This window comes from Vibrio tubiashii ATCC 19109, from assembly GCF_000772105.1.
Taxonomy (GTDB): Bacteria; Pseudomonadota; Gammaproteobacteria; order Enterobacterales; family Vibrionaceae; genus Vibrio; species Vibrio tubiashii.
The window spans coordinates 2937457-2957050 of the sequence record NZ_CP009354.1; the positions used below are offsets into that span (position 1 = coordinate 2937457).

General features: G+C 45.0%; 21 protein-coding genes. 7 read left to right on the forward strand and 14 right to left on the reverse strand.

The annotated features are described in order from the left end of the window. Nucleotides 1–185: 185 nt before the first annotated feature. A complete protein-coding gene (gene pgi, locus IX91_RS13365; RefSeq protein WP_038197945.1) occupies nucleotides 186–1838 on the reverse strand; it encodes a glucose-6-phosphate isomerase in 1653 nt (550 codons plus the stop codon). Nucleotides 1839–2135: 297 nt separating this feature from the next. Here pgi and IX91_RS13370 point away from each other — a divergent pair, with 297 nt between their 5' ends. Then, a complete protein-coding gene (locus IX91_RS13370) occupies nucleotides 2136–2561 on the forward strand; it encodes a secondary thiamine-phosphate synthase enzyme YjbQ (protein WP_004747127.1) in 426 nt (141 codons plus the stop codon). 62 nt (nucleotides 2562–2623) lie between these two features. Here the strand turns inward: IX91_RS13370 and IX91_RS13375 are convergent, their stop codons facing one another. Together IX91_RS13375 and IX91_RS13380 are read right to left on the reverse strand one after the other, a co-directional pair. Then, the gene (locus IX91_RS13375; protein ID WP_004747125.1) at nucleotides 2624–2944 is read right to left on the reverse strand and encodes an AzlD domain-containing protein; all 321 of its coding nucleotides are present in this window, start codon (nucleotides 2942–2944) and stop codon (nucleotides 2624–2626) included. 1 nt (nucleotide 2945) lies between these two features. Next, nucleotides 2946–3677 carry an AzlC family ABC transporter permease gene (locus tag IX91_RS13380; protein ID WP_004749944.1) on the reverse strand — a complete coding sequence of 244 codons (732 nt, stop codon included), beginning with the start codon at nucleotides 3675–3677 and terminating at the stop codon, nucleotides 2946–2948. A gap of 250 nt (nucleotides 3678–3927) precedes the next feature. Here IX91_RS13380 and IX91_RS13385 point away from each other — a divergent pair, with 250 nt between their 5' ends. From IX91_RS13385 to IX91_RS13395, 3 genes are all read left to right on the forward strand, one after another. Beyond that, entirely contained in the window at nucleotides 3928–4308 is a 381-nt protein-coding gene (locus IX91_RS13385) for a Rid family detoxifying hydrolase (RefSeq protein ID WP_004747122.1), read from the forward strand. An 11-nt stretch (nucleotides 4309–4319) separates the two neighbouring features. Beyond that, nucleotides 4320–5600 carry an L-cysteine desulfidase family protein gene (locus tag IX91_RS13390; RefSeq protein WP_004747121.1) on the forward strand — a complete coding sequence of 427 codons (1281 nt, stop codon included), beginning with the start codon at nucleotides 4320–4322 and terminating at the stop codon, nucleotides 5598–5600. A gap of 64 nt (nucleotides 5601–5664) precedes the next feature. Then, nucleotides 5665–6315, forward strand: coding sequence for a helix-turn-helix transcriptional regulator (locus IX91_RS13395; RefSeq protein ID WP_004747118.1), 651 nt, complete (start codon nucleotides 5665–5667; stop codon nucleotides 6313–6315). Nucleotides 6316–6385: 70 nt separating this feature from the next. Here the strand turns inward: IX91_RS13395 and IX91_RS13400 are convergent, their stop codons facing one another. The 3 genes from IX91_RS13400 to IX91_RS13410 are packed head-to-tail and all read right to left on the reverse strand — an operon-like array spanning nucleotide 6386 to nucleotide 10065. Further along, a complete protein-coding gene (locus IX91_RS13400; protein WP_004747116.1) occupies nucleotides 6386–7561 on the reverse strand; it encodes a BamA/TamA family outer membrane protein in 1176 nt (391 codons plus the stop codon). A gap of 2 nt (nucleotides 7562–7563) precedes the next feature. Then, nucleotides 7564–8649 (reverse strand): alanine racemase, encoded by a 1086-nt coding sequence (gene alr, locus IX91_RS13405; RefSeq protein WP_198430397.1) that lies wholly within the window; start codon nucleotides 8647–8649, stop codon nucleotides 7564–7566. A 3-nt stretch (nucleotides 8650–8652) separates the two neighbouring features. Continuing rightward, complete coding sequence (locus tag IX91_RS13410; protein WP_004747112.1) at nucleotides 8653–10065, reverse strand: replicative DNA helicase; 1413 nt, start codon at nucleotides 10063–10065, stop codon at nucleotides 8653–8655. Between the two features lie 215 nt (nucleotides 10066–10280). Between IX91_RS13410 and IX91_RS13415 the strand changes: the two genes are divergently transcribed. Next, complete coding sequence (locus IX91_RS13415) at nucleotides 10281–11003, forward strand: DUF481 domain-containing protein (protein ID WP_050809771.1); 723 nt, start codon at nucleotides 10281–10283, stop codon at nucleotides 11001–11003. A gap of 84 nt (nucleotides 11004–11087) precedes the next feature. Here the strand turns inward: IX91_RS13415 and rplI are convergent, their stop codons facing one another. From rplI to rpsF, 4 genes are read right to left on the reverse strand one after another with little or no spacing between them, the layout of a single operon-like run. Then, complete coding sequence (gene rplI, locus IX91_RS13420; RefSeq protein ID WP_004747108.1) at nucleotides 11088–11540, reverse strand: 50S ribosomal protein L9; 453 nt, start codon at nucleotides 11538–11540, stop codon at nucleotides 11088–11090. A gap of 30 nt (nucleotides 11541–11570) precedes the next feature. After that, nucleotides 11571–11798 (reverse strand): 30S ribosomal protein S18, encoded by a 228-nt coding sequence (rpsR, locus tag IX91_RS13425; RefSeq protein WP_000090472.1) that lies wholly within the window; start codon nucleotides 11796–11798, stop codon nucleotides 11571–11573. Nucleotides 11799–11814: 16 nt separating this feature from the next. Continuing rightward, nucleotides 11815–12117, reverse strand: coding sequence for a primosomal replication protein N (priB, locus tag IX91_RS13430; RefSeq protein ID WP_004747105.1), 303 nt, complete (start codon nucleotides 12115–12117; stop codon nucleotides 11815–11817). Between the two features lie 8 nt (nucleotides 12118–12125). Continuing rightward, nucleotides 12126–12506: a 30S ribosomal protein S6 gene (rpsF, locus tag IX91_RS13435; protein ID WP_004747103.1), complete on the reverse strand. Its 381-nt coding sequence runs from the start codon at nucleotides 12504–12506 to the stop codon at nucleotides 12126–12128. A gap of 395 nt (nucleotides 12507–12901) precedes the next feature. Here rpsF and eptA point away from each other — a divergent pair, with 395 nt between their 5' ends. Next, entirely contained in the window at nucleotides 12902–14533 is a 1632-nt protein-coding gene (gene eptA / locus IX91_RS13440; protein WP_038197949.1) for a phosphoethanolamine transferase EptA, read from the forward strand. Continuing rightward, nucleotides 14530–14889, forward strand: a complete 360-nt coding sequence (locus IX91_RS13445; protein ID WP_004747100.1) for a diacylglycerol kinase — start codon at nucleotides 14530–14532, stop codon at nucleotides 14887–14889. The genes eptA and IX91_RS13445 overlap by 4 nt, the downstream gene beginning before the upstream one ends. Nucleotides 14890–14978: 89 nt before the next feature. Here the strand turns inward: IX91_RS13445 and bfr are convergent, their stop codons facing one another. The 4 genes from bfr to fusA form a co-directional block, all read right to left on the reverse strand. Next, entirely contained in the window at nucleotides 14979–15461 is a 483-nt protein-coding gene (bfr, locus tag IX91_RS13450) for a bacterioferritin (protein ID WP_004747099.1), read from the reverse strand. A 74-nt stretch (nucleotides 15462–15535) separates the two neighbouring features. Further along, nucleotides 15536–15724, reverse strand: a complete 189-nt coding sequence (locus tag IX91_RS13455) for a (2Fe-2S)-binding protein (RefSeq protein WP_004747097.1) — start codon at nucleotides 15722–15724, stop codon at nucleotides 15536–15538. A gap of 308 nt (nucleotides 15725–16032) precedes the next feature. Further along, nucleotides 16033–17217: an elongation factor Tu gene (gene tuf / locus IX91_RS13460; protein WP_038550586.1), complete on the reverse strand. Its 1185-nt coding sequence runs from the start codon at nucleotides 17215–17217 to the stop codon at nucleotides 16033–16035. A gap of 150 nt (nucleotides 17218–17367) precedes the next feature. Beyond that, nucleotides 17368–19470: an elongation factor G gene (gene fusA / locus IX91_RS13465; protein WP_004743178.1), complete on the reverse strand. Its 2103-nt coding sequence runs from the start codon at nucleotides 19468–19470 to the stop codon at nucleotides 17368–17370. Nucleotides 19471–19594 lie beyond the last annotated feature (124 nt).

The following is a 19594-nucleotide window of genomic DNA, read 5'->3' on the forward strand; positions in this document are numbered from 1 at the left end:
TAGCGTTCCCGCTTTCCAAAACAAAAACGCCAACCCTAAGGTTGGCGTCATAAGATTTGGATAGCCTAAATAATTGGAGTGGCAGCTAGGCGACAAGTAAGTTCAGCCCAATGAGCATAGGGGCTCTATTCGATTTGGGTGAACTTACGCAGTCAACAACGCTGCCGCTTCAAGTATGACGGCTATTAAGCTTTGAACGCTTTAAATGCGTTGATCAGACCATTCGTCGAGCTATCGTGTGAGCTGATTGCCGACTCATCAGCAAGCTCAGGTAGGATTTGGTTAGCTAGCTGTTTACCTAGCTCAACACCCCACTGATCGAAACTGAAGATATTCCAGATAACGCCTTGAGCAAAGATCTTGTGCTCGTACATCGCAATCAAGTTACCTAGCGTACGCGGAGTAATTTGCTTCACTAGGATAGAGTTAGTTGGGCGGTTACCTTCAAATACTTTGAATGGTGCTAGCGTCGCCGCTTCTTCTTCACTCTTACCTGCTTTGGCAAATTCCGCTTTCACTGTTGCTTCATCTTTACCAAATGCTAGTGCTTCTGTTTGAGCAAAGAAGTTAGACATTAGCTTCTGGTGGTGATCGCCTGCAGGGTTGTGGCTGATTGCTGGTGCAATGAAGTCACATGGGATCAGCTTAGTGCCTTGGTGAATTAGCTGGTAGAACGCGTGCTGACCGTTAGTACCTGGCTCACCCCAAATGATTGGGCCAGTTTGGTAAGTCACTGCGTTACCGTCACGATCTACATACTTACCGTTAGATTCCATGTTGCCTTGTTGGAAGTAAGCAGCAAAACGGTGCATGTACTGATCGTATGGCAAGATTGCTTCAGACTCAGCGCCGTGGAAGTTGTTGTACCATAGACCAACAAGAGCAAGGATAACTGGAATGTTACTTTCTAGTTCAGTCGACGCAAAGTGGTTATCCATCTCATGAGCACCATCAAGTAGCTCAATGAAGTTGTCGTAACCAACCGCTAGTGCAATTGACAGACCGATCGCTGACCATAATGAGTAACGACCACCAACCCAGTCCCAGAACTCAAACATGTTGTCTGTATCGATACCAAATTCAGATACCGCTGACGCATTCGTTGATAGTGCAGCGAAGTGCTTAGCAACGTGCGCTTCATCGCCTGCCGACTCAAGGAACCAGTCACGAGCACTGTGCGCGTTGGTCATGGTTTCTTGCGTAGTAAACGTCTTAGATGCAACCAAGAATAGCGTCGTTTCTGGGTTTACTTTCTTCAGTGTCTCTACGATGTGAGTGCCATCAACGTTAGAAACGAAGTGTAGGTTTAGATGGTTTGTGTATGGTGCAAGCGCTTCAGTCACCATATAAGGACCAAGGTCAGAACCACCGATACCGATGTTCACAACGTCAGTAATCGCTTTGCCTGTGTAGCCTTTCCACTCACCGCCGATAACACGCTCAGTGAATGATTTCATTTTTTCGAGCACTGCATTGACCGCTGGCATCACATCTTCGCCACCAACCATTACAGGCTTGTTGCTACGGTTACGTAGTGCAGTATGAAGCACTGCGCGACCTTCTGTTTGGTTGATCGCTTCACCACTGAACATCGCTTCGATTGCTGATTTAAGCTCAGTTTCGTTTGCAAGTGCGAACAGGTGTTTCATGGTTTCTTCATTGATTAGGTTTTTAGAGTAATCAACTAGAATGTCATTGCCGAAACGCGTAGAGAATTTATCAAAACGTGCTGCATCTTGTGCAAACAGATCTTTTAGATCCATATCTTGTGCAGATTCGAAGTGCGCTGTTAGCGCGTTCCAAGCTTGTGTTTGCGTTGGATTGATATTTTTCAACATGGTTACTATCCCGATGTTACAGTAGGTTTTATTCCATACAGCCTAGCGAAAACTGGTGGAATCCCCGATTAAGCAAAATAATAATATTAGGTATGTTAGGGCAAAATGCCACAAAACAAGACTTTGTAATTTTTTTTCAAGCGCACATTATGACGTAGGCGACCCTCACTCACATTGAGTTAGGTCACGTTCCCTGCTTCAAAACTAAACAAACGTCATATGAGCGTTTAGGATTGTATCACTAACCTAGAGCAAGCTTAACGAGAGCTCAAGTTCAAATTGTAAGCAGACATCCATATGTGGACTCAAAAAATCATTCAAATCCCAGCTAAGCAGCGCGGATTTCATCTCATTACCGATGAAATTGAACAACAATTACCTCAAATATCTGGCTATTCTGTCGGTTTATTACAGCTATTTATTCAGCATACCTCGGCAAGCTTAACCATCAATGAAAACGCTGACCCAACCGTGAGACACGATATGGAAAAGCATTTCAACCACTCTGTTCCAGAACGCGCACCGTATTACAAACACACCTACGAAGGGGATGACGATATGCCCGCTCATATTAAAGCCTCGACATTAGGCTGTAGTGTGCTGATTCCGATTAGTCAGGGCAGACTGGCACTCGGGACATGGCAGGGAGTCTATTTGGGAGAGCATCGCGATTACGGCGGTAGCCGGACAATTATCGCGACCTTACAAGGTGAGCAGTACTAAGCATATTTAAAAACGGAGCCATTGGCTCCGTTTTAGGTGTAGGGTTAGTAATTGGAAGTAAGTTATAGAATCGCTTGGAACAAAAGTAGCGAAGCAACGCCACTCACCACGACCCAAACAAGGTCGAATCTTAAGCTAACTAGAGTACATACGATGGCTGCCAATACTTTAGGGTTTTCCAAATTAAAGGCAATCTCTGATCCTGTACCCAGAATCTCTAGCGCAATAATGGCAGGTAACACGGTGACAGGAACAAAACGCAGCGTTTTCTTTAAGCGCGGAGACATTTCAAATGAACCCGCAAAGGCGATCACACTAAAGCGAATCGCGACAGTCACAATCGCCATAGACACTGTCAGTAGAATGAACGTTGATGTTTCCATGTTATGCGCCCTCAGCTTGTGCTTTCAATGTTGTTTCAGATTCAAGTTGTTGCTTTTCAGTAGATAAATCCATTTGATAGCCAGCAAACACCCCTAAAGCAGCAGCGATTACAAGACCTAATGAGTGAGGCAAACCAGAAAGCAAGATGCCCGCAAACGTCGCAACAAGCGCGGCGACAATACATTCGCGGCTTCTCACTTGTGGAATAACAATCGCGATAAAGGCTGCAACCATCGCAAACTCTAATCCGTAGTTGGCAATATCAGGGAAAGAGGCACCAATGAGTGCACCTGCACAGTTCGCTAGCACCCAGTTAGCCCAGAAGCCTCCCATCACCGCTAGGTAAAACCAATGCCGACCTTCTTTCTCTTTTTTCATTTCGGTGATGCTTGAGGCATACACTTCATCCGTTAACCCATAAGACATTAAGAAACGGATATGTAGTGGGTATTGTTTGACATGCTCAGACAGAGAAGCGCTATAGAGCACATGGCGTAAATTGATAATAAAAGTGGTTAAAGCGATCACGGCAATACTCGCGCCATTTTGCAATAGCCCTAACGCCACCATTTGGGCAGAGCCCGCAAATACAGTAAAAGACCAAAGAGTACTTTGTACGACATCCATTCCAGACTGAATACTCAGTGCGCCAACGATAAATGAAAATGGGAATGCTCCTAAGCAAAGTGGAGCAATCGCGGTCAAACCCGCTTTGATTAATTTACCTTTCATAACAGTGTCTCTGTGTAAGTTTTGAGCGAATATATTCCACATCAAACAATCTTTCAACATCAAATATGCAAAATTATTTGAAAAGATAATCAAGATCAAAAAACACAACCAACCCTTCCAGCAAAAGGAACTTACAGAAACAATATTGACTTAAATCAATTTCCAAGACTTGTTAAATGCAACTAAATTTGCAATATTATTCGCACAAACAAGATAAAGGTATTGTGTAATACCTAAATTAGGAACAAGTATGAAATCATTAGTAACCGCACCAAGTGCACCTGAAGCCATCGGCCCTTACTCACACGGTACGACATTTGAAAACCTCATTTTCACCTCTGGTCAATTACCAGTATGCAAAGCGCTTGGTGGTGTAGTTGAAGGCGGTATTACTGAACAATCGAAAAAGTCTCTTGAAAACTTAGTGGCTGTTCTAGAAGCAGCAGGTGGTAGTGCTGAAACAGTACTGAAAACCACTTGCTACCTAGCAAATATTGAAGACTTCGCTGCATTCAATGCAGTCTACGCAGAGGTATTCAAAACCGATTGCCCAGCACGCAGCTGCTTCGCGGTCAAAGATCTACCTATGGGTGTCTTAGTCGAAGTTGAAGCAATCGCTCATAAAAAATAAGGGTTAAAACTATGTCAGAGCAATGGAACAAATACATCGAGATCATCAAGTCTGTAGTAAAGCCAGCTCTTGGCTGTACTGAACCAATTTCAGCCGCCTATGCTGCTGCAGTTGCAAGTGCTCGACTTGATAATCAACCACTTGAATCTCTTGAAATCAGTGTTTCCGACAACCTATACAAAAACTCGATGGGTGTCTTCGTCCCACGTACGGGTAAAATAGGCCTACACATTGCGGCGGCCTGTGGCTATGTTGCGGGGGATGCACACGCAGACTTACAAGTGTTAGCCAATATCACTCCAAAAGATGTCGATAAAGCTCAGCATCTTATTGATCAAGAGTTGATTACGGTTAATCGTGTTGAAGCCGATGACTTTATTTTCTGCCGTGCGGTTGCTACTGCCGCTGGGAACACGTCAGAAATTATTATCAGTGGTGGTCACACGCGTATTGTCGAAGAGCGTATGAATGGTGAAGTCACTTTTGCGATGCAAGTTGATAGCGAAGCTAGCTGCGCTGGAACTGCTTCTATCTGTGAAGGTGTCGATATCTCAATGAAGCAGATTTATGATTTCGCAGTCAATGTTCCATTCTCTGACATTAGTTTTATGCTTGAGGCGAAAAACCTCAATATGGCGTTATCCCAAGAAGGCATGGTCAACCAATATGGCCTTCAAGTTGGTCGCTCAATGGATAGCGACGAGTTAATGTGCGGTACATCGCTAACAGAAAACATCGTCAAATATACTTCAGCAGCGAGTGACGCTCGTATGGGAGGCGCATCACTGCCAGCGATGAGTAACTATGGTTCAGGCAACCAAGGTATTGCTGCGACCGTACCTGTTGTTTTTATGGCTGAGCATAAAAACGCAGATGACGAAAAAACCTGTCGCGCCTTGGTGATGAGCCATTTAGGTGCCATCTATATGAAGTCGTTTTATCCACCGCTGTCAGCATTTTGTGGTAACACTGTGACCAGTTCTGCAACAGCGATGGCAATGGTTTATCTCGCTGGCGGCACTTACGAACAATGCTGCTACGCAATTCAGAACGTCCTAAGTGATACCTCAGGTATGGTTTGTGACGGGGCAAAAGCAACCTGTGCAATGAAAGTTGGAAGCTCCACAACCGCTGCGGTGAAATCTGTGATGATGGCAATGCGTAATCACGCAGCTGCTAACCAAGGTGTTATTTCCGACAATATTGAAACAACGATTCGCAATGTAGGTCGAATGATTAGCCTCGGAATGAACATTACCGACAACCAGATCATTGAAATTATGTCAGCATAATACGATGATAAACCATCACTAAGTTAAGCCATCACTTTTTGTGATGGCTTTTTTCGAGGACATAATGTTAGTTAATCTTACCGATTCAGATAAGGCTATCATCCGCTCTACCTACAACATTGTTGATGGCATTGCAGCAATGTATGGTGAGCACACTGAAGTGGCACTGCATTCACTAGATATCGACAATCCATCGATAGTCAAAATAGCCAATGGCCATGTAACAGGGCGTTCCGTTGGTGCCCCAATCACTAACCTTGCAATAGAAAAACTGAAAGATGGCAACCAAGTCACAGAGCCTTACTTTACTCGCTCAATTTGCGGAAAAATGATTCGTTCAGTCACCACCATTATTTCTAACGACAGCAGCACCCCTATCGCCATGCTGTGTATCAACACAAACATGGATGCCCCAATGCATTCAGTGATTAGCTCTATGCTACCTGCTGGGGTTTCTTTTGACACCATTACGGAGTCGCCGGAAGTCTTTTCGCCAAGTGCCAACGATATGTTGACCACATCGATTTCTAAGTTTAAATCACATGCCGATAGCATGGGACTAACCAAAGCGAAACGCACCAAAGAAATCGTACGTAAAATGTTTAATGAAGGGTTGTTTAACGTTAAAGATGCAGTCTCAATAGCAGCACAAGAGATTGAAATCTCCCCTGATACTGTTTATCGCTACCTACGACAGTTTAAGAAAGAAGCGTAACTTAGCGAAGAAAATAGAAAGGGGCATTCAGTTGACCGCCCCTTGCTTAAAATGGTGATGAATGAGTCAGCTAGAAAGGCTGATTGATCATCACTCTGAAAGTACCTTCATCAGCACCTTGTGCGTACTCTGCCCGCACAACGATCCCTTCTACTTGGAAACGAACCGCTCCACCTAGATTCCATTTCATATCTTTATGCAGTGTCTTAAGATCATATTGATCGGCCACTCGACCTGCTTCGGCAAAAAACACCCATTGCCACCACGGTAAGTCATAGTAATTGAGCAGTGGGATCTCATCGAGAGGTTGCCATTCAGGGATCACCCGATACTCAGCGGAATAATGCACCGCACTTCGTCCGTGAAATCTCCCACTGGTGTAACCGCGTAATCGATATAATCCACCTAAACTAACCTGTTCCTGCTCTGGTGGCCTTTCGTTGTTCCAGTTAGGGGTATCAGCGGTGTAAAAATCAAACGCAAGAACTTGTTGATCAAATAACTCACCAAGCGGGCCCAACGCAAAGTATTGACTGTTTTGAAACTCAACCTTGGTCCAACGGTCTTCGCTTTGCCAACTATGAGCACCCACTGTTGTCGTCAGCGCTGTGTGTGAGCCTTTGGTTGGGTTACGCACGCTGTCGCGGTTATCCCAATCTAGGATCAGTTCAAATCCAGTCGATTTTTCAGTGGTGTTATTGATGTCTAGACGGCGAGAGGAATAGAAAGGCGTCAGGCTAATGGAGCTCACACCAGACTCAAGTGGTGAGGCAAAGCTGACATCACGAATAGGTTGAAAGACACCAAGCAGGCCATTTTGTGCAACATTACCCCATGGTAATAGATACTTAAACTCAACCTCGTAGTTCTGCTCTAAGCCATTAGTAACCGTCTTATCACTCGCGACTGAATCGTTGTTGCCTTGATCACCGATGTAATAAGGGTTTTGATTAAATTGCGCTTTATACAGTTGGGAGCTAACTAGTAGCTGATCAGTCAGTGCGTAGTTAAAAGCGGAAAGAAACGTCACATAGCTTTTTTTGTCCGTGTACAAGGCCGCACCAAACAAGGCAGCTTGTGGTTGCCCTACCCCTTTTGCTACCCCTGCTATACCAACGGTGTTACCTAAGGTTTCGGTGCTAAAGTAAAACGGTAAAAACGCCGAATCTTTCTCTTCACTTAACGCAGAGCTTGAAACAAAAAGGCTGGCACTTAAGGCCAGCACTGTCGTAATTTTTTGGTACATAGTCAGTTGGAGTATTCCATATCAACACGTGACGTTAGCTTAGTCACCAGTTCGTAGGCAATGGTACCTATATGGCAAGCCACCTCTTCTGCGGGGAGATCTTTGCCCCATAGAATGGCTTCATCGCCTACTTTATCTTGTGCATCAGCCCCCAAATCAACGGTGAGCATGTCCATTGAGACTCGACCTGCAATCGGCACTTTACGTCCATTGACCAGTACTGGTGTGCCATTTGGTGCCGTTCTTGGGTAACCGTCACCATAGCCAATCGCAATTACACCAACTTTAGTATCGCGTTCACTAGTCCAAATTCCGCCATAACCGACGCTTTCACCCGCTTTAACATCACGTACTGCTATAAGGTGCGATTTCAGTGTCATTACAGGTTGATAGCCCATCTGCTCTGCGGTTTTGTCATTAAACGGTGAAACACCATACATGATGATCCCAGGGCGAACCCAATCCAACTGGCTATCAGGCCAAGCAAGCAGTCCAGCTGATGCAGCCAATGAACGCTCGCCTTCACACCCTTCGGTCAAAGTTAGGAACAGTTCGGTTTGCTCATTGGTGGTCGCTTTATCTAACTCATCAGCACAACCAAAATGGCTCATGTAACGTAGCGGCTTAGCGACATTGCGACACGCTTTTAAGCGCGTAACAAACTCTGTGTACTGCTCTGGTCTAACGCCCAGACGATGCATTCCGCTGTCAATCTTGAGCCAAACAACCACTGGCGTCTCAAGCTCAGCTTGTTCAAGCGCTTGTAACTGCTCTTCGCAGTGAACCACGGTTTGAATATTGTTGGTAACCAGAACAGGCAGGTCGCCTTGAGAGTAAAAACCCTCAAGCAATAAAATGGGCTTAACCACACCGCACGCTCTTAGCTGAAGTGCTTCTTCAATACGAGCAACACCAAAAGCATCCGCACCTTTGGCATTCTTAGCAATGTGCCGCAGGCCATGACCATAGCTATTGGCCTTTACAACCGCCATCACTTTGCTGTTTGGAGCTTGCTGTTTAATCTGTTTTAGGTTGTGCTCTAACGCTTCGAGATTAATAAACGCTGTCGCTGCTTTCATGTAGCTCATGCGTTATTCGTCATCCATATCAAACGCAGGACCTGCGTAGTTATCAAAGCGTGACCATTGACCTTGGAAGGTTAAGCGAACCGAGCCGATAGGACCGTTACGTTGCTTACCAAGAATGATTTCTGCCGTGCCTTTCATTGAACTGTCTGGGTTATATACTTCGTCACGATAGATAAACATGATCAAGTCGGCATCCTGCTCGATAGAGCCTGATTCACGAAGGTCCGAGTTGACCGGGCGTTTATCAGCACGTTGCTCTAGGGAACGGTTCAACTGCGAAAGTGCCACTACAGGGACATTCAATTCTTTTGCTAGCGCTTTAAGTGAGCGAGAAATCTCGGCGATTTCCAAAGTACGGTTATCTGACAGTGCAGGCACACGCATTAACTGAAGATAGTCGACCATGATCATCGATAGACCGCCGTGGTCACGAGCAATACGGCGAGCACGAGAACGTACTTCCGTCGGTGTTAGGCCTGAACTGTCATCGATGTACATGTTCTTCTTCTCCATTAGGATACCCATGGTAGAAGAAATACGCGCCCAATCCTCGTCATCAAGTTGACCGGTACGAATCTTGGTTTGGTCAACGCGAGAAAGCGATGCCAGCATACGCATCATGATCTGTTCCGCAGGCATCTCTAGCGAGAAAATCAGCACAGGCTTTTCTTGCACCATGGCTGCGTTTTCACACAAGTTCATCGCAAAAGTGGTTTTACCCATAGATGGACGCGCGGCAACAATCACTAAGTCAGAACCTTGCAGGCCGGCAGTTTTCTTGTTGAGGTCAGTAAAACCGGTATCAACCCCTGTTACACCATCTTGTGGCGTTTTGTATAGCAATTCGATACGTTCGAGGGTTTTCTCTAGGATATTATCGACGTTTTGCGGGCCTTCGTTCTCGTTAGTTCGAGATTCAGCAATGGCAAAAACTTTACTTTCAGCAAGATCAAGCAAGTCTTCAGAGCCACGCCCTTGAGGGTCATAACCAGCATCCGCAATTTCGTTGGCAACACCAATCAGGTCGCGAACCAAAGCACGCTCGGCAACAATCTCGGCATAAGCGTTGATATTGGCCGCACTTGGCGTGTTTTTAACTAAGTCAGCAAGGTAAGCAAAACCACCCACGTCTTCAAGCTGCTCACGCAGTTCAAGAAATTCTGACAGAGTAATGAGGTCGAGCGGTTTATTGTCTTCAAGAATCGCTTTCACGCCCTCAAAGATTAAGCGATGCGGACGACTATAGAAATCTTTAGCAACGACACGTTCTGCAACGGTGTCCCAGCGTTCATTATCAAGAAGTAGACCACCGATAACAGATTGCTCTGCCTCTAACGAATGGGGAGGAACTTTTATCGCATCAACTTGTGCATCGTTAAACTTTTTGTTTCGATTATCTACTTTCGCTTCGGCCATGGGTTTGCTCAACAACTTGCTATAGATCGCTAATTATAACGAGAATGCAGCGCTTGTCTTTACTAATGCGTTACTTTGTAGAGTTCTAATGTAGAATTAACCTATTGCTGACGGTATTCAGTCAATTTAAATCTACTATTGCGCCATTCGTTTCATCAATATAGAGGTAGTGAGTGTCTAAATTTTGGCTAATGAGTGCAGGTCTTATGAGCTCGATGCTCGCCCATGCCGATGATGAAGGACATAGCAAAACGGATATTGAACTTCCTTCCCCTTGGAGCTCAGAAGTTGAGTTCGGCTACCAGTCACACAGCGGAAACTCAGACTCCCGCTCACTGAACTCTCGACTCAGTGCTGAGTATGTCAAAGGCCGCCACCGTACTAACGGTGAGTGGAAGTACTATCTTTTGTACAAAGATGGTGAAGAAGATAAACGTCAATCAAGTTACAGCGCCCAGAGCGACTACAAGTTAGGCCCTAAATCCTATCTTTATGGCAGTTTCAATGGTGTTGACTCACGTTACAGCGCTTACTTTAAAGATTACACCTTGTCAGGCGGTCTGGGTTATCAATTTGCCAACACAGAAACCTTCTTACTGGAGTTCGAGTTTGGCCCCGGTTTTCGCTATCAGGAGCCCAATAAAGATGAAATCGATGATGACGACATCATCTTTCCTGATACGGTTCAAGAAGGGATATTTCGTGGCAATCTCAACACAAAATGGCAAGCGCTAGAAAATCTTTCAGTGACTGCCTCAGTCACTGTCGTCTCGGGGCGAAGTAACACCCGAACAGATACCGACTTAAGCGTATCCAATAATATTACAGAAACGATTGCACTGAAGCTGGCTTACTCTCGCCAATACCACGATAAAGTACCAGAAGGACTGTTTAAAGCCGACAGCATGTTTTCGGTCAATTTACTATTTGCCTTCTAGCCTCAAGGACCCTGACTTTCCTATCCTACAGATATAAAAAAAGCACCTCTAAGAGGTGCTTTTAAAATACGTCTTGATACTGAATTACTCAGCAGCAACAACTTGTAGGTTAACTGACGCGAAAACTTCAGAGTGAAGTTGAACGCTGATCTCGAACTCACCGATGTTACGTAGTGCGCCTTCAGGAAGACGAACTTCGCTCTTAACCACTTCAACGCCAGCTGCAGTGATTGCATCAGCGATGTCGCGAGTACCGATAGAACCGAATAGTTTACCTTCGTCACCAGCTTTAGACGCTAGAACAACAGCTTCAAGAGCGTTGATCTTTTCAGCGCGTGCTTCTGCAGCAGCTAGTTGCTCAGCAGCTTTAGCTTCTAGTTCAGCACGACGTGCTTCGAACATTTCAACGTTAGCTTTAGTAGCCATAACTGCTTTACCTTGAGGGATAAGGAAGTTACGAGCGTAGCCAGATTTAACGTTTACAGTTTCGCCTAGAGCACCTAGTTTACCGATTTTATCAAGTAGAATAACTTGCATTGTTTAATTCCTCTTTATAAAACGAACCGATTACTGATGCTTGTCAGTGTACGGAAGTAGAGCTAGGTAGCGTGAACGCTTGATAGCGCGAGCTAGTTGACGTTGGTACTTAGCGCTTGTACCAGTAATACGGCTAGGTACGATTTTACCAGCTTCAGTGATGTAGTTTTTAAGAGTTGCTACGTCTTTGTAATCAATCTCTTGTACGCCTTCTGCAGTGAAACGGCAGAATTTACGACGACGGAAGAAACGAGCCATGGGCTATCTCCTGATCTTAAATTTGAGTAATGTTGTCGGCATGAAGCACTAATTTACCAACGCCATTTCGGCCGGTTTGATAAGTGACAAAGCCACCTACCTTAATGCTACTGCCTTGTACTAAATTCTGAGTTAATACTTGTGACCTTTGCCCGCTAACAACAACCGGCATACGACAATAAACTTGTCTCGGTAAGTCAGCTTCGATAACAGTAGAGCGATGCTCTAACCAAAATCGACAGTGTTCTATGCCACTAGGGCTTTTACTACGAATGGGCGGTTTGGCAATGGTGCCAGAGAGCTCCATTCGATTGGTCATAAGATTTATTACTCAGCAGCTGCTTCTGGCTTAGCTTCAGCACGCTCTTCGCGACGAGGAGCACGCTCTTCTTTCTGCTTAAGCATGATAGATTGCTCAGTGATAGCCGCTTTAGTACGCATGATCATGTTACGTAGAACTGCATCGTTGAAACGGAAAGCAGTTTCTAGCTCATCAATTACAGCTTGGTCAGCTTCAACGTTCATTAGAACGTAGTGAGCTTTGTGAAGCTTGTTGATTGGGTAAGCCAGTTGACGGCGGCCCCAGTCTTCTAGACGGTGGATAGTACCGCCAGCTTCAGTGATTGAACCAGTGTAACGCTCGATCATGCCAGCAACTTGCTCGCTTTGATCTGGGTGCACCATGAATACGATTTCGTAATGACGCATTGGTTGCTCCTTACGGATTATTCAGCTTCCACAAATGGCCCGGTCGTCCAGAGGAAGCAAGGAACTAAAGATAATTGACCGAGTTTTAAGGAGCACGAATAGTACAGAAAGAAAGCAGTTTAAGCAAGAGAAAAAGAAGCTAGCCGGTTTATCTTTCATAATCTAGAAACACTAGCCTTTCTCTGCCATGGAAATATAGAACAATGACAATAGGCATTGCTTGGTGTGTAAAATATTAAGACAGCTTACCTACTAACAAACAACGTATTCACAGCCATTAACTTTAAGCCTAATTAGCAAAAACTTGACATCAAACCATCTTCACATTCTATCACCAATATGGATAATGGCGGCAAATTTCATTTGGTATGACATCTTACCTACTGGTGATAATAATGAAGATACGCATGAGCAGCGTTACCTATACTCTGGTAATCGCACTATTTTTTACTCTGTTTCAAAACATAGCACTTTGGGAACGAGTCAATTCAATCTTTGCCACTATGCCTGAGGCCTCATGGGGGCTAAAGCTCACACTGCCCATTGTTGTCTTGGCGATCATGAATGTCCTCTTTACTCTACTGACTTGGCCTTTGATCCATCGCCTTATCGTTAGCGTGATTATACTTATCTCCGCCGCTGCCACTTACGCGATGCACCAGTACGGGATCGTACTCAGCTATGGGATGATTGTCAGTGTTATAGAAACAGATACTCATGAAGCAACCAGCTACCTTTCTATGTCAGCCTTCATTTGGTACTTCGCTCTCGCGATCTTACCGCTACTGCTGCTTAGTCGAGTTAAGGTTGAATTCCGCCACCTCGGAAAAGAACTACTGCTAAAATTCGCTAGCTTAATGGTATCCGTCTTAGTTGTTGCTTGTATTGCTTCGGTCTACTTTAAAGACTACGCATCACTGCTACGCAACAACAGCGAGCTTGGATCGGCTTTAAACCCAACCAACTATATAACGGCCACAGCGCGCGTTGTGAACAAGCGCTGGTACGAAGCCAATCTACCTTATGTTCAAATAGGCACAGACGCTGTAAACCGTAACCAAGATAATCCGCGCAAAAACCTAGTTGTGTTGGTGATCGGGGAGACCGCCCGTGCAGAAAACTCCTCTTTTAATGGCTACGAAAAACAAACCAATGCGTTCTTAGCTAAGCAAGAAGGTGTGATCAATTACCCTAACGTCACCTCTTGCGGTACCTGCACTGCGGTATCTGTGCCATGCATGTTCTCGAACATGACCAAATCCTCTTACAACGCTTCTAAAGCACGTAGGCAAGATAGTGTCGTTGATATCCTCGATCATGCGGGTGTCGATGTGTTATGGAAGAACAACAATAGTGGTTGTAAAGGTGCGTGCGACCGTATTACCTATATTGATGGCCACGAACAAGTAAAAGTACAAGAGAAGTATTGCCAGTGGGGAACTTGCTTTGACGGGATTCTGCTTGAAGGGTTAGATGAGCACATTAACTCACTGGATACCGACGGAGTTATTGTCCTGCACCTACTTGGAAGTCACGGCCCTACCTACTATAAACGCTACCCTGAAGAATTTAAGAAGTTTACTCCAACCTGTGATACGGCGGACATCCAAAATTGTAGCCGAGAAGAGTTGATGAACACTTATGACAACTCTCTGCTTTACACCGATTATCTACTAAGCCAGCTAATCGACAAGCTAAAATCACATGACGACAAGTTCAACACTGCGATGCTGTACGTCTCTGACCACGGTGAGTCTTTAGGTGAGAATGGTGTCTACCTCCATGGTATGCCCGCCTCTATTGCACCCAAACATCAGACTCATGTACCTATGATTACCTGGATGTCAGACAAATTTGTCACTAAACACCAGCTTGATGAACAATGTATGCAGAAAGTATCGAATGAAAAGCTATCTCATGATAACTTCTTCCACTCTGTGTTGGGCTTGATGGATATCGAGACCAGCGAGTACAACGCAGAGCTTGATATATTTGCCACTTGTTTAACCCAAGGAGAAACCCAATGAAGCCAGGTGCAACCGGTATCAAACGAATTATTGACGCTACTGGTTACTCAATAAAAGGGTTAACGGCCGCGTGGCGTTACGAAGCTGCATTTCGCCAAGAGGTGATATTGCTGATCATCATGGCTACAGCGACCTTTTTCCTACCTGTGACAAAACTTGAGCAAGTGGTCATGATAGCAACGCTGTTCATTGTGGTTTTGGTTGAATTGCTTAATTCAGCGATAGAGGCGGTTGTCGACCGCGTGGGCTCCGAGTATCACGAGCTGAGCGGACGTGCGAAGGATATCGGCTCCGCAGCTGTATTTGTTGCCCTCTCTTTGGTGGTAGTCACTTGGGGTCTAATCTTATTTGGCTAACCAAAGTATAAAACCCCTGACTAAATGAAGTGACCCCCAATAGTTGGACAGCAATTATTGGGGGTCTTTTTATCTCTGCAAAGATGCAATCAATCTTCATCCTCATCGACATATTGCGCTTGTAGGTAGTTCTGAATACCTGTCATATCAATCAAGCCAAGTTGTGTCTCAAGCCAATCAACATGCTCTTCTTCGTCTTCTAGGATATCTTGGAACAGATCGCGAGAGACGTAATCGTGAATATCTTCCGCATAGGCAATAGCGTTTTTCAAATCTGGAATAGCGGCCATCTCAAGCTTTAAGTCGCATTCGAGCATTTCTTTAGCATCTTCACCGATCATCAGCTTACCAAGATCTTGCAGGTTAGGTAGCCCTTCAAGAAATAGGATTCGCTCGATCAAATGATCCGCATGTTTCATTTCATCAATTGATTCGTGATATTCCTTGTCAGCTAAATGCTTAAGACCCCAGTCTTTATACATTCGTGCGTGGAGAAAATATTGATTGATAGCGATGAGCTCATTACCGAGCACTTTATTGAGATGTTGGATTATGATTGGATCGCCTTTCATGACATAAGCCCTCCTCTTTGGCTCTTATAAATCTAGTTCCAAATAAGAAGGTGTCAAAAAGGCTCAGCTATAAATTAGCTGGCTTGTTTCACTTGTAAGTACTCTGTTTCGGCTAAAATTTCTTTGGTCATCTTAATGCACTTACCACATTGGCTACCCAGCGCGGTGCATTTCTTGATTCCTTTAATATCAGTTACGCCTTCATCAATCGCTAACTTCCTAATTTTCTTGTCTGAAATCCCATGACAAAGACATACGAACATAAAAAATACTTCCACTTACCACTTGCGAGAATAAATATAAACAAGAATTGTTATCGTTACCAGTTGTATTGAGAGAATCATCAGAACATTTTGTTATATCTGTCTAGCGAGAGATGAAGAGTATCAAGGACTTAAACAGCAGAGAAATGAGCATAAAAAAATGATTAAGCCTTTTCAGTAAGTTAGAGGAGTTAAAGCACACCAATCCTTATAACCAAAAACGAAAAAGGGAAGCCGAAGCTTCCCTTTTCTAATGCGCGTTCTTCAAAAAAGAAGAAGTGTGCAAGATTTCAATTAATTCCGAAGAATTAGTCGAAGATCTTAGCAACAACACCAGCACCAACTGTACGGCCACCTTCGCGGATTGCGAAACGTAGACCTTCGTCCATCGCGATTGGAGCGATTAGTTCAACAGTCATCTTGATGTTATCGCCTGGCATTACCATTTCTACGCCTTCTGGTAGCTCGATGTTACCAGTTACGTCAGTTGTACGGAAGTAGAACTGTGGACGGTAGCCTTTGAAGAATGGAGTGTGACGACCACCTTCATCTTTAGACAGTACGTATACTTCTGATTCGAACTTAGTGTGTGGGTTGATTGACTTAGGAGCCGCTAGTACTTGACCACGCTCTACTTCGTCACGCTTAGTACCACGTAGAAGTGCACCAACGTTCTCACCCGCACGACCTTCGTCTAGAAGCTTACGGAACATCTCAACACCAGTACATGTCGTTACTGTTGTCTCTTTGATACCAACGATTTCTACTTCGTCACCTACAGTTAGGATACCGCGCTCGATACGACCAGTAACTACTGTACCACGACCTTGGATAGAGAATACGTCTTCGATAGGCATTAGGAATGGCTGATCGATTGCACGCTCTGGCTCTGGGATGTAAGAATCTAGTGCTTCTGCAAGCTCAACGATCTTCGCTTCCCACTGCTCTTCGCCGTTTAGTGCGCCTAGTGCAGAACCTTGGATAACTGGTAGGTCATCACCTGGGAAATCGTACTCAGATAGAAGTTCACGAACTTCCATTTCTACTAGTTCTAGTAGCTCTTCATCGTCAACCATGTCACATTTGTTCATGAATACGATGATGTATGGGATACCAACCTGACGGCCTAGTAGGATGTGCTCACGAGTTTGTGGCATTGGGCCATCTGTCGCAGCAACAACTAGGATACCACCGTCCATCTGTGCAGCACCTGTGATCATGTTTTTAACATAATCCGCGTGTCCTGGACAGTCTACGTGTGCGTAGTGACGAGTTGGAGTGTCGTACTCAACGTGAGAAGTTGCGATTGTGATACCGCGCTCACGCTCTTCTGGAGCGTTATCGATAGATGCGAAGTCTTTCGCTTCACCGCCGTACACTTTTGAAAGAGTAGTACAGATTGCAGCAGTTAGAGTTGTTTTACCGTGGTCAACGTGGCCGATAGTACCAACGTTAACGTGCGGTTTAGTACGTTCAAATTTTTCTTTAGACACGATCGTGTTCCTTCCTAGTTATGATTCGCCACGATCCGAATTGATCGAGACGCGCCAGAATTTGCTATTTTATGCGCCAACGCATGTCAGCGCAATATTTGGACGCATTGATCTTTAAAAAAAGCTAGACTTTTTTTCAGTTCAAGGCGTTTATACGTAACCACGGTCCGCCATGATTTTATCTGCAAAGTTTTTCGGTACTTCAGCGTACTCGTTAAACTCCATAGAGTAAGACGCACGGCCTTGAGTTGCAGAGCGGAGATCAGTTGCGTAACCAAACATCTCAGATAGTGGTACTTGAGCGCGGATGATCTTAATACCAGCCACACCATCGTCCATACCTTCGATCATACCGCGACGGCGGTTCAGGTCACCAACAACATCACCCATCCAATCTTCAGGAGTGGTTACTTCAACATTCATCATTGGCTCAAGAAGAACAGGCTGTGCTTCTAATGAACCCTTCTTGAATGCCATCGAGCCAGCGATCTTAAACGCCATCTCGTTAGAGTCAACATCGTGGTAAGAACCATCAAACAGAGTGGCTTTAATATCTAGTACAGGATAACCCGCTAGAACACCGCTGTTCATTTGCTCTTCGATACCTTTCGCTACCGAGCTGATGTATTCCTTAGGAACAACACCACCCACAATTTCGTCAACAAAGACAAAACCTTCGCCAGGTTCAGATGGCTCCAGTTTGATCCATACGTGACCATACTGACCACGACCACCAGATTGACGTACAAATTTACCTTCAACTTCCGCGCTGCCACGGATTGTTTCACGGTACGCAACCTGAGGTTTACCAACATTACAGTCAACGCTGAATTCACGTTTCATACGATCAACGATGATATCTAGGTGAAGCTCACCCATACCAGAGATCAGAGTCTGACCTGTTTCGTCGTCCGTTTCTACGCGGAATGATGGATCTTCTGCCGCTAGTTTACCTAGTGCAATACCCATCTTCTCTTGATCGGCAACAGAGCGAGGCTCTACCGCGATCTGAATTACCGGATCAGGGAACTCCATGCGTTCCAGAATCACTTTGTGGTTCTGATCACATAGCGTGTCACCTGTTGTCACGTCTTTAAGGCCGATTGCTGCTGCAATATCGCCCGCGCGAACTTCTTTAATTTCGTCACGCTTGTTTGAGTGCATCTGTACGATACGACCAAAGCGTTCTTTCTTCTGCTTCACAGAGTTGTAGACTGCGTCGCCAGAGTTCACCACACCAGAGTAAACACGCATAAAGGTCAGCGTACCTACGAATGGGTCAGTTGCGATCTTGAATGCTAATGCTGAGAATGGTTCGTTGTCGTCGGCATGACGCTCAACTTCTTTCTCGTTGTCATCCACACCTTTAATCGCTGGAACGTCGATTGGTGATGGTAAGAATTCAACCACTGCATCGAGTACCGCTTGAACACCTTTGTTCTTGAACGCACTACCACAAGTAGCTAGTACGATTTCGTTATTTAGTGTGCGTGTACGCAGTGCTTGCTTGATTTCAGCTTCTGTTAGTTCGCCTTCTTCAAGATACTTGTCCATTAGCTCTTCGCTAGCTTCTGCCGCTGACTCAACTAAGTTGTTGTGCCACTCTTCAGCAAGCTCTTGCATGTCTGCTGGAATATCTTCGTAAGTGAAAGTTGTACCTTGGTCAGCTTCACTCCAGTTGATCATTTTCATCTTGATTAGGTCAATAACACCCTTGAAGTCATCTTCCGCACCAACGTTAAGTTGGATAGGAACAGGGTTCGCACCAAGACGGTTTTTGATTTGATCAACAACGCGTAGGAAGTCAGCACCTGCACGGTCCATTTTGTTAACAAATACCATACGAGGAACGTGGTACTTGTCAGCTTGACGCCATACAGTTTCAGATTGAGGTTCAACACCCGATGAACCACAGAACACAACAACGGCACCATCAAGTACGCGCAGTGAACGCTCTACTTCGATCGTGAAATCAACGTGTCCAGGAGTATCGATAATGTTGATGCGGTGGTCTTGGAATTGTGCATCCATACCACGCCAGAAAGTAGTGGTTGCCGCAGAGGTGATTGTGATACCACGCTCTTGCTCCTGCTCCATCCAGTCCATGGTAGCAGCGCCATCGTGAACTTCACCGATTTTATGAGAAAGACCAGTATAGAACAGAATACGTTCACTTGTGGTTGTTTTACCTGCGTCTACGTGAGCGACGATACCAATATTACGGTAGCGCTCAATAGGTGTTTTACGAGCCACGATTGAATCCTCTTGAATTAGGGACTATTGCTATTTCTAGGCAGTTTTTATCCATAATAGACCAATTTTCACAGGCCCTAGATATAGCAATAGTTCCTAGGCTTGCGCATAGGAACTAGAGTAG